General features: G+C 68.9%; 10 protein-coding genes. 3 read left to right on the forward strand and 7 right to left on the reverse strand.

From position 1 onward, the window contains the following. Positions 1–143 precede the first annotated feature (143 nt). The 4 genes from dnaJ to hrcA form a co-directional block, all read right to left on the reverse strand. Positions 144–1,268 carry a molecular chaperone DnaJ gene (dnaJ, locus tag ARC20_RS15040; RefSeq protein ID WP_057648549.1) on the reverse strand — a complete coding sequence of 375 codons (1,125 nt, stop codon included), beginning with the start codon at positions 1,266–1,268 and terminating at the stop codon, positions 144–146. Between the two features lie 133 nt (positions 1,269–1,401). After that, positions 1,402–3,321, reverse strand: coding sequence for a molecular chaperone DnaK (gene dnaK, locus ARC20_RS15045; protein WP_057648552.1), 1,920 nt, complete (start codon positions 3,319–3,321; stop codon positions 1,402–1,404). 158 nt (positions 3,322–3,479) lie between these two features. Continuing rightward, a complete protein-coding gene (gene grpE / locus ARC20_RS15050) occupies positions 3,480–3,998 on the reverse strand; it encodes a nucleotide exchange factor GrpE (RefSeq protein ID WP_057648554.1) in 519 nt (172 codons plus the stop codon). Positions 3,999–4,196: 198 nt separating this feature from the next. Further along, positions 4,197–5,246, reverse strand: coding sequence for a heat-inducible transcriptional repressor HrcA (gene hrcA / locus ARC20_RS15055; RefSeq protein ID WP_057648556.1), 1,050 nt, complete (start codon positions 5,244–5,246; stop codon positions 4,197–4,199). A 122-nt stretch (positions 5,247–5,368) separates the two neighbouring features. Here hrcA and recN point away from each other — a divergent pair, with 122 nt between their 5' ends. Further along, positions 5,369–7,036: a DNA repair protein RecN gene (gene recN, locus ARC20_RS15060; protein WP_057648558.1), complete on the forward strand. Its 1,668-nt coding sequence runs from the start codon at positions 5,369–5,371 to the stop codon at positions 7,034–7,036. A 66-nt stretch (positions 7,037–7,102) separates the two neighbouring features. Here recN and fur read toward each other — a convergent pair whose 3' ends face one another. Continuing rightward, positions 7,103–7,513, reverse strand: coding sequence for a ferric iron uptake transcriptional regulator (gene fur, locus ARC20_RS15065; RefSeq protein ID WP_057648560.1), 411 nt, complete (start codon positions 7,511–7,513; stop codon positions 7,103–7,105). 105 nt (positions 7,514–7,618) lie between these two features. Between fur and ARC20_RS15070 the strand changes: the two genes are divergently transcribed. Next, on the forward strand, positions 7,619–8,014 hold the full coding sequence (locus ARC20_RS15070) for an outer membrane protein assembly factor BamE (protein ID WP_057648563.1): 396 nt from the start codon (positions 7,619–7,621) through the stop codon (positions 8,012–8,014). Here ARC20_RS15070 and ARC20_RS15075 read toward each other — a convergent pair. Both ARC20_RS15075 and ARC20_RS15080 read right to left on the reverse strand, forming a co-directional pair. After that, complete coding sequence (locus ARC20_RS15075; protein WP_057648565.1) at positions 8,011–8,283, reverse strand: RnfH family protein; 273 nt, start codon at positions 8,281–8,283, stop codon at positions 8,011–8,013. The two genes, ARC20_RS15070 and ARC20_RS15075, sit on opposite strands and share 4 nt — an antisense overlap. Positions 8,284–8,288: 5 nt before the next feature. Continuing rightward, positions 8,289–8,717 carry a type II toxin-antitoxin system RatA family toxin gene (locus ARC20_RS15080; RefSeq protein ID WP_057648567.1) on the reverse strand — a complete coding sequence of 143 codons (429 nt, stop codon included), beginning with the start codon at positions 8,715–8,717 and terminating at the stop codon, positions 8,289–8,291. Positions 8,718–8,777: 60 nt separating this feature from the next. On the opposite strand from ARC20_RS15080, the gene smpB reads away from it, so the two are divergent. Beyond that, positions 8,778–9,281, forward strand: coding sequence for an SsrA-binding protein SmpB (gene smpB / locus ARC20_RS15085; protein ID WP_057648569.1), 504 nt, complete (start codon positions 8,778–8,780; stop codon positions 9,279–9,281). The last annotated feature ends 55 nt before the right edge of the window (positions 9,282–9,336 follow it).

Genomic DNA, 9,336 nt, shown 5'->3' on the forward strand with positions numbered 1-9,336 from the left:
TGGCGTCCCCCACCAGGGCATCCCCCCGGGCGCCCGCGCGATATCAACGAAAGCGCCGCAACACGCAAAAAAAACCAAAGCCCCGGAAAAGCAAAAGGCCGCCATGAAAAAAGGCGGCCTTCTGGTCAAAATTTGAAACGAGATCAGGAAGTCATCCGATCCCAGAACCCCTTCACCCCGTCCATGAACGTAGCGGACTTGGGCGAATGCTTCCGCGCCTCCTCACCGGAGAAGGTGGCCTCGAACTGCTCCAGCAGCTTGCGCTGTTCGGCGGTGAGGTTGACCGGCGTCTCCACCACCACGCGGCAGTAGAGGTCGCCCGGGTTGCGGCTGCGCACCGAGCGCACGCCCTTGCCGCGCAGGCGGAACAGCTTGCCCGTCTGCGTCTCGGCCGGAATGCGGATCTCCGCCTCGCCGCCCAGCGTCGCCACGCGCACCGTGTCGCCCAGCGCCGCCTGCGTGATGCGGATCGGCACCTCGCAATGCAGGTCGTCGCCATCGCGGCGGAAGATGTCGTGCTCGCGCACGCGCACTTCCACGTACAGGTCGCCCGGCGGCGTACCGGCCGGGCCGGCCTCGCCCTCGCCCGCCAGGCGGATGCGGTCGCCGTTGTCCACGCCCGCCGGGATCTTCACCGACAGGACCTTCTCGTCCTCGATGCGGCCCGCACCGTGGCAGGTCTTGCACGGATTCTGGATGATCGTCCCGCGCCCGGCGCAATGCGGGCAGCTCTGCTGCATCGCGAAGATACCGCGCTGGATGCGCACCTGGCCGCGGCCCTGGCACGTCGCGCAGGTCTCGACCTTGCCGTCTTCCGAACCGCTGCCGTGGCAGGGCTCGCACTCGACCAGCGTCGGGATCTCGATGCGGCGCTCGATGCCGGCCACCGCCTCTTCCAGGTCCAGCTCGATCACGTAACCGATGTCGGCCCCGCGGCGCGCCGCGCGCGGACCGCCGCCGCCACCGAAGATGTTGCCGAAGATGTCCCCGAAAATGTCGCCCATGTCCGGGCCACCCGGGCCGCCACCACCGCCCATGCCGTGCTCGAACGCGGCATGGCCGTGGGCGTCGTACATCCGGCGCTTGTTGCCGTCCGACAGGACCTCGTAGGCCTCCTTGCACTCCTTGAACGAAGCCTCCGCCGCCGCGTCACCGGGGTTGCGGTCGGGGTGGTACTTCATCGCGCAACGGCGATAAGCCTTCTTCAGCTCATCGTCGCTGGCGCCACGGGCCACGCCCAGGACTTCGTAATAATCGCGCTTGCTCATGGAGGACTGCGGGAACCTGTCGGGGGCGGCCGCCAGGGCGGCCGCGGAAACTTCCCTCCGGAAAAGCCCGGAGGCAGATGAGGCGAAGGAGCGATGCGTCAGCACCGCTCCTTCGCTTTATCGGCAGGACGACTTACTTCTTGTCGTCCTTGACCTCGGTGAACTCCGCGTCCACCACGTCGTCGCCACCGCGACCGCCGGCGTCCGGGCCCGGGCCGGCCGCGCCGCCCTGCTCGGTGGCAGCCGCCGCCGCGTACAGCGACTGGCCGGCCTCTTCCAGCGCCTTGGTCTTGGCCTCGATCTGGCCCTTGTCGTCGCCCTTCATCGCCGTTTCCAGGTCCGACAGCGCCGACTCGACGCGGCCGATCACATCGCCGCCCACCTTGCTGCCGTGTTCGGTGATGGCGGTGCGGGTGGCGTGGATCAGGCCGTCGGCCTGGTTGCGCGCCTGCACCAGCTCATGGAACTTCTTGTCTTCCTCGCGGTGCGCCTCGGCGTCGGCGACCATCCGCTGGATCTCGTCGTCCGACAGGCCCGAACCGGCCTTGATCTCGACCTTCTGTTCCTTGTTGGTCTTCTTGTCCTTGGCCGACACGTGCAGGATGCCGTTGGCGTCGATGTCGAAGGACACCTCCACCTGCGGCAGGCCGCGCGGCGCCGGCTCGATGCCGGAGAGGTCGAACTTGGCCAGCGACTTGTTGAAGCGGGCCTGCTCGCGCTCACCCTGCAGCACGTGCACGGTCACGGCCGACTGGTTGTCCTCGGCGGTGGAGAACACCTGCGAGGCCTTGGTCGGGATGGTGGTGTTCTTCTCGATGATCTTGGTGAACACGCCGCCCATGGTCTCGATGCCCAGCGACAGCGGGGTCACGTCCAGCAGCAGCACGTCCTTGACGTCGCCAGCCAGCACGCCGCCCTGGATCGCCGCGCCCAGCGCCACGGCCTCGTCCGGGTTGACGTCCTTGCGCGGCTCCTTGCCGAAGAACTCGGCCACGGCCTGCTGCACCTTCGGCATGCGGGTCTGGCCGCCGACCAGGATCACCTCGTTGACGTCGCTGGCACGCAGGCCGGCGTCGTTCAGCGCGGTACGGCACGGCTCGATCGACTTGCGGATCAGGTCTTCCACCAGCGCTTCGAGCTTGGCGCGCGTCAGCTTGATGTTCAGGTGCTTCGGGCCCGACGCGTCAGCGGTGACGTACGGCAGGTTCACTTCGGTCTGCTGCGCGGAGGACAGCTCGATCTTCGCGCGCTCGGCGGCGTCCTTCAGGCGCTGCAGGGCCAGCGGATCCTTGCGCAGGTCGATGCCCTGGTCCTTCTGGAACTCTTCCACGAGGTAGTCGATGACGCGCTTGTCGAAGTCCTCGCCACCCAGGAAGGTGTCGCCGTTGGTGGCCAGCACCTCGAACTGCTTCTCGCCGTCCACCGAGGCGATCTCGATGATCGACACGTCGAAGGTGCCGCCGCCCAGGTCGTACACGGCGATCTTGCGGTCCGCGCCGTCCTTGTCCAGGCCATAGGCCAGGGCCGCGGCGGTCGGCTCGTTGATGATGCGCTTGACGTCCAGGCCGGCGATGCGGCCGGCGTCCTTGGTCGCCTGGCGCTGGCTGTCGTTGAAGTAGGCCGGCACGGTGATGACCGCCTCGGTGACCGACTCGCCCAGGAAGGCTTCGGCGGTCTTCTTCATCTTCTCCAGCACCTGCGCGGAGATTTCCTGCGGCGCCAGCTTCTTGCCCTCTGCGGTGGACACCCAGGCGTCGCCATTGTCATGCGCGACGATGCCGTACGGCACCAGGTCCAGGTCCTTCTGCACTTCGGCGTCGGTGAACTTGCGGCCGATCAGGCGCTTCACCGCGTAGAAGGTGTTCTTGGGGTTGGTGACGGCCTGGCGCTTGGCCGAGGCGCCCACCAGCACTTCGCCGTCCTTGGTGTAGGCGACGATCGAAGGCGTGGTGCGGTCGCCCTCGGAATTCTCGATGACGCGGGCCTTGCCGCCATCCATGATCGCCACGCAGGAATTGGTGGTGCCCAGGTCGATACCGATGATCTTGCCCATGAGGGGATGACTCCTGAAAAGGTACTTGTTCGTTCTGCCGGCGCCACGCCGGCGGCTGGTTCGGATGTGGGGATGGCCGGAACCCATTCAAGCCATCACCGCGAAACTGCGTTCCGTCCGGCGGCGGCCAGGTTCAGGCGCGGCCGCGCCGGGGCGGGTCAATCGTGCTTGGCCACCACCACCAGCGCCGGACGCAGCAGGCGGTCGTTGAGCAGGTAGCCCTTCTGGAACACCTGGGCGACGTGGCCCGGCGCCACGGCGGCGCCGTCGACCTGGCTGATCGCCTGGTGGTGTTCGGGGTTGAACGGCTGGCCGGTCGGGTCCAGCAGGGTCAGGCCGTTGTCGGCGGCGACCTTCAGCAGCTGCTTGTAGGTCATCTCCAGGCCATCGCGCAGCGGGCTCGGCTCGGTCCCCGCGGCGGCCAGGCCGGCGTCCAGGCTGTCGAACACGGGGAGCAGTTCGCCCAACAGCTTCTCGTTGGCGAAGCGGCGCGCCTGCTCGACGTCGCGGGCGATGCGCTTGCGCTGGTTCTCCAGGTCGGCGCGCTCGCGCAGGGCGTCGGCCTTGACCAGGGCGACCTCGCTGCGCAGCGACTCCAGTTCTTCCTGGAGCGGGTCGGTGGGCGCGGCGGCCTGCTGGGGGTTTTCGGAATCGAATTCTGGGTGGTCTTGGTTCATTTGCGCGTCCATGGGCAGGCGACACCCCGCCCCTGCCACGCCAATGTGGGCGGTTCGGGATTGTTTCAAGGCGCGTCCCGCTACGCGGGCTGCGCCCCCACGATTTCGCTCCGCGAAACCGCGGGCCCCGTTCCTGCCTTGCCTATCCCCGCGCCTGTCGGCGCGCCCCCCTTAACAAAGGGGGCTATCCACTTGCGGTCAGCCGGCCGGGGGCTCCATCGCCGCGCCGAGCTCGCGGGCGGCGGTCTGCACCAGCGGGATCACCCGCTCGTAGGCCATGCGCTTGGGGCCGATCACCCCCAGCACGCCCAGCACCCGGCCATGGGCCGCATACGGGGCGGTGACCAGCGAGACGTCGCCCAGCGGCAGCATCCCGGTTTCCTCGCCGATGAAGATGCGCACGCCGGGCGCCTGGATGGTGCGCTCGAGCAGCTGCAGGATCTCGCGCTTGCTGGCGAAGGCCTCGAACAGCTCGCGCAGGCGATCCAGGTCCGAGAGATCCTGCACGCCCATCAGCCGGGTCTGCCCGGCCAGCACGATGTCCTCGGCCGAGGGCGGCACCAGTACCTCGTCGGCCAGCTCGACGCTGTGCGCCAGCAGTTGCTCCATCTCGTCCTTGGCCGTGCGCAGCTCGCGCATCAGGCTGGCGCGGATGTCGGCCAGCGCGCGGCCGGCGAAATGCGCGTTGAGGTAGTTGGCGACCCGCTCCAGCTCGGCCGGGTCGAACGCCCGGCGCGGCTCGATGACCCGGTTCTGCACCTCGTTGTCGGCGAACACCAGGATCGCCAGCACGCGGCGGGCGTCGAGGGCGACGAAATCGATATGCCGGAAGGCGAACTGCTCGCGGCGCGGCGCACTGACCACGCCGACGAAATGGGTCATCGCCGAGAGCATCTCCGAGGCGCTGCCCAGCAGCGACTGGGTGCCGGCGCCACTGGCCAGCTCGCTGCGCAGGCGACGCACCTCCTCCTCGGCCGGCGGCTGCATCTGCACCAGGCTGTCGACGAACACCCGGTACCCGTGCGCGGTCGGGATACGCCCCGCCGAGGTGTGGGGCGATGCCAGCAGGCCCAGGTCCTCCAGGTCCGCCAGCACGTTGCGGATGGTCGCCGCGCTGATATCCAGGCCGGCGTGCTGGGCCAGGGTCTTGGACCCGACCGGTTCGCCATCATGGATATAGCGCGAGATCAGCGTGCGCAGCAGGTGCCGGGCGCGGGGATCGAGCGAGGGAGTGGAGGACGGGCGCATGGGATCAGCCGGTGAGACGCGACATTAGATAATGACTGCGCGGCGGCTTGGCAAGCGCCTTGCACCCTTCCCGCCACCCGCCCCCGGCCCTAAGCTTTTACGGTTCATCGACCCTCGCGACCATGCTGACCCATCTTTCGATCAAGGATTTCGCCGTTGTCCGCGCCACCGAGCTGGAATTCGGCCCCGGCATGACCGTGGTGTCGGGCGAGACCGGCGCGGGCAAGTCGCTGATGGTGGACGCACTGGGCTTCCTGTCCGGGCTGCGCGCCGACAGCGGCGTGGTCCGCCATGGCGCCGAACGCGCCGAGCTGTCGGCCGAGTTCGCCCTCTCCGACGCCAACCCCGCCGGCGAATGGCTGGCCGAGCAGGCGCTGGACGACGACGGCCAATGCCAGCTGCGCCGGGTGATCCGCGCCGACGGCGGCTCGCGCGCATGGATCAACGGCCGCCCGGTGACGCTTTCCCAGCTGGCCGAGCTGGCCGGCTTCCTGGTCGAGATCCATGGCCAGCACGAACACCAGGCGCTGCTTTCGCGCGGCAGCCAGCTGCTGCTGCTCGACGCCTACGCCCGCAACGGCGAGGCGCGCGCGGCGGTGCGCGCGGCCAGCGACCACTGGCAGGCGCTGCTGGCCGAGCGCGATGCGCTGTCCGCCCAGGGCGACGTGTCCGACCGCATCGCCTTTCTCGAACACCAACTGGCCGAACTCGAACGCGAGGACCTGGCACCGGCGGCGATCGCCGCGCTGGGCACCGCGCACCGCCGCCATGCGCATGCGGCCGCGCTGATCGGCGCCTGCGAGCGGGTGGCCAGCCAGCTCAACGGCGAGGACGGGCAGTCGGTGCTGGGCCTGCTGCAATCCGGCCGCCATGAACTGGGCCGGGTGGCCGAGCACGAGCCGCGCCTGCGCGACGTGGACGCCCTGCTGGACGGCGCGGCCATCCAGCTCGACGAGGCACTGGCCCTGCTCGACCGCATCGGCGACGACCTGGAAGCGGACCCGGAACAGTTCGAGGAGATGGAGCGCCGCCTCGGCCGCCTGCACGACCTCGCCCGCAAGCACCGCGTGCCGGCCGAGGGCCTGGCCGAACATCGCGACCGCCTCGCCGCCGAGGTGCAGGGCCTGCGCGGCGCCGACGAGCGCCTGCAGCAGATCGACCGGCTGATCACCACCGCCGCCGGCCAGTGGCGCGAGGCCGCGGCCACGCTGACCGCCAGCCGCGCCACCGCCGCCGAAGCGCTCTCTCGCACCACTACCGGGCTGATCGGCGAGCTGGGCATGGGCGGCGGGCAGTTCCTGATCGAACTGCAGCCGCAGCCGGGCGACCGCCCGGACCCGCAGGGCGCCGAGCGGGTCGAGTTCCTGGTCGCGGCCAACGCCGGGCAGCCGGCGCGGGCGCTGCGCAAGGTGGCCTCGGGCGGCGAGCTTTCGCGCGTCTCGCTGGCCATCGAGGTGGCGGCACTGGGGTTGGATGCGGTGCCGACGATGGTGTTCGACGAGGTCGATTCGGGCATCGGCGGCGCGGTGGCCGACATCGTCGGCCAGAAGCTGCGCGCCCTGGGCGAGCAGCGCCAGGTGCTGTGCGTGACCCACCTGCCGCAGGTGGCCGCCAAGGGCCATGCGCACTACCGGGTGAGCAAGGCTCCGGTGGAAGGCATGACCCAGAGCGCGGTGGAACTGCTGGATGCCGCCGCCCGCCAGGAGGAACTGGCGCGGATGCTGGGCGGCGTGGAGGTCAGCAAGGAAGCGCGGGCGGCGGCGAAGAAGCTGCTGCAGGCGGCGGGGTGACCGGCGAACGCCCGGAGACGAAAAAGGCGGCCATGGGCCGCCTTTTTCTTTCCCGCCGGTTGCGCCTCAGCGGCTGCGCTTCTTGCGCACGTACAGCACCAGCGAGTGCTCCTCCAGCTCGTAGCCGTGCTTGGCGGCGATCTGCCGCTGCAGGGCCTCGATTTCCTCGCTTTCGAACTCGATGATCTTGCCGGTGTCCACGTCCACCATGTGGTCGTGGTGGCCGCCGCGGTCCAGCTCGTAGACGGCCTGGCCGCCTTCGAAGTTGTGCTTCAGCACCAGGCCGGCGGCCTCGAACTGGGTCAGCACGCGGTACACGGTGGCCAGGCCGATCTCGTCGCCATGCTCGAGCAGCTGGCGGTAGATGTCTTCGGCACTGAGGTGGTGTTGGGCACCCCGCTGCTCCAGCAGCTCGAGGATGCGCATGCGCGGGTGCGTGACTTTCAGCCCCACCTTGCGCAGGTCATGGGATTCCATGGCAGTCTCCATTCATAGGCGATTTAGCGCCAGCTGCCTCGAGGATGGGTCGCGGCGACCGCCGGGAGTGTATCATCGGCCTGATTTCACTCGCCTCCCGTACCGATGCGCAATTTCCTGCTGGTCGCCGTTGTCGCCCTCTCCACCGCTGGCTGCGGCATCATTTACAAGCAGCCGATCTATCAGGGCAACCTGATCAAGAAGAGCGCCGTCGACCAGTTGCAGGTCGGCCAGAGCAAGCAGGCCGTCGAGGCGCTGCTCGGCAGCCCGTCGATTCCGGACCCGTTCCACGCCGAGCGTTGGGACTACACGTCCACCCAGCGCGTGGATCGCCTGGCCCACGTCCAGCAGAAGAACTTCACCGTGTTCTTCGAGCAGGACCGCGTGGTGCGCTGGGAAGGCGACTACTTCCCCGACCAGGACCTGGAACTGGCCAAGGCCGCGCCGCGCCAGTTCGGCCGCAACCTGGCCAAGGACAAGAAGGGCCAGCGCGGCCGCTAACGGCGCTTGACGCCCGGCATCGGGCTGGCCCGGCGGCGCCGGGCCTCTTTCGGATCGGCCAGCAACGGCCGCAGCAACTCCACCCGGTCCCTGTCGCGCAGCGGCTGCTGCGGGCGGGCGACGATTCCGTGCACGGCCACCCCATCAGCCTCTTCGGCACCCGGCAGGGCCGCCGCGGCGATGGCCTCGGCCACGGTTGCCCCTTCCGCCAGGTCCAGCTGCCTGGACTGGTAACGGTCCGGCCAGGCGATGAGCACTTCCACGCGCATGCGGGTCAGGCTTCCTGGTCGGCCACGCGCACGAAATCGTTGACCATGCGGTCGGCCAGCCCCTGGAACCCCAGCGCCAGCGCCGGCCCCAGCAGGCGCGAGCTCGGTTCGAACTCCAGGGTCAGGGTGACCTTGCAGGCGTCCTCGTCCAGCGCATGGAACTCCCAGCGGCCGTGGAGCCGCTTGAACGGGCCGTCGCGCAACTGCATATCGATGCTGTGCGGGCGACGCAGCGCGTTCTCGGTGGTGAACCAGGTGCGAAACGACCCCAGCCCGAGGTCCAGGCGCGCGACCACGCGGTCGGCGTCCTGTTCGATCAGCTGGGCCTGGTCGCACCAGGCAAAACGCCGCGGATAGGCGGCGACGTCGTTGACCAGGTCGAACATGCGCGAGGCGCTGTGTTCGACGAGGGCACTGCGGCGAATGGTAGGCATGCGGGGCACTGCGGGACCGGCCGGCGGACCGAACGGTCGCGAATAGGAGACAATAGGAAGATGAGCAAGAAACCCGGCAAGGATAAAGCAAACGGCGCGACGGCCAACAAGACCATCGCGTTGAACAAGCGCGCGCGCCACGAGTACCACCTCGAGGAGCGCTACGAGGTCGGCCTGGCCCTGCAGGGCTGGGAAGTGAAGTCGATCCGTGCCGGGCGCGCGAATATCGGCGACGCCTATGCGTTTGTCCGCCAGGGCGAGATCTTCCTGTACGGCGCGCAGTTCACCCCGCTGATCACCGCCTCCACCCATGTGGTGGCCGAGGAGCGCCGCGACCGCAAGATGCTGTTGCACCGGCACGAGATCGACAAGCTGATCGGCCGCGTGGAGCGCGACGGTTACACGCTGATCCCGACGGCGATGTACTGGAGCAAGAACAAGGTCAAGCTGGAAATCGCCCTGGCCAAGGGCAAGCAGGCGCACGACAAGCGCGACAGCGCCAAGGAACGCGACTGGCAGCGCGAGAAGCAGCGTGCGATGCGGGCGCACAACAAGAACGCCTGAGTGCCCGGCAAGCTGAAGCCCTACCCCGCCCCGGCCACCTCGCCCTTGTGAACCC

Source organism: Stenotrophomonas panacihumi (assembly GCF_001431645.1).
GTDB lineage: Bacteria > Pseudomonadota > Gammaproteobacteria > Xanthomonadales > Xanthomonadaceae > Stenotrophomonas_A > Stenotrophomonas_A panacihumi.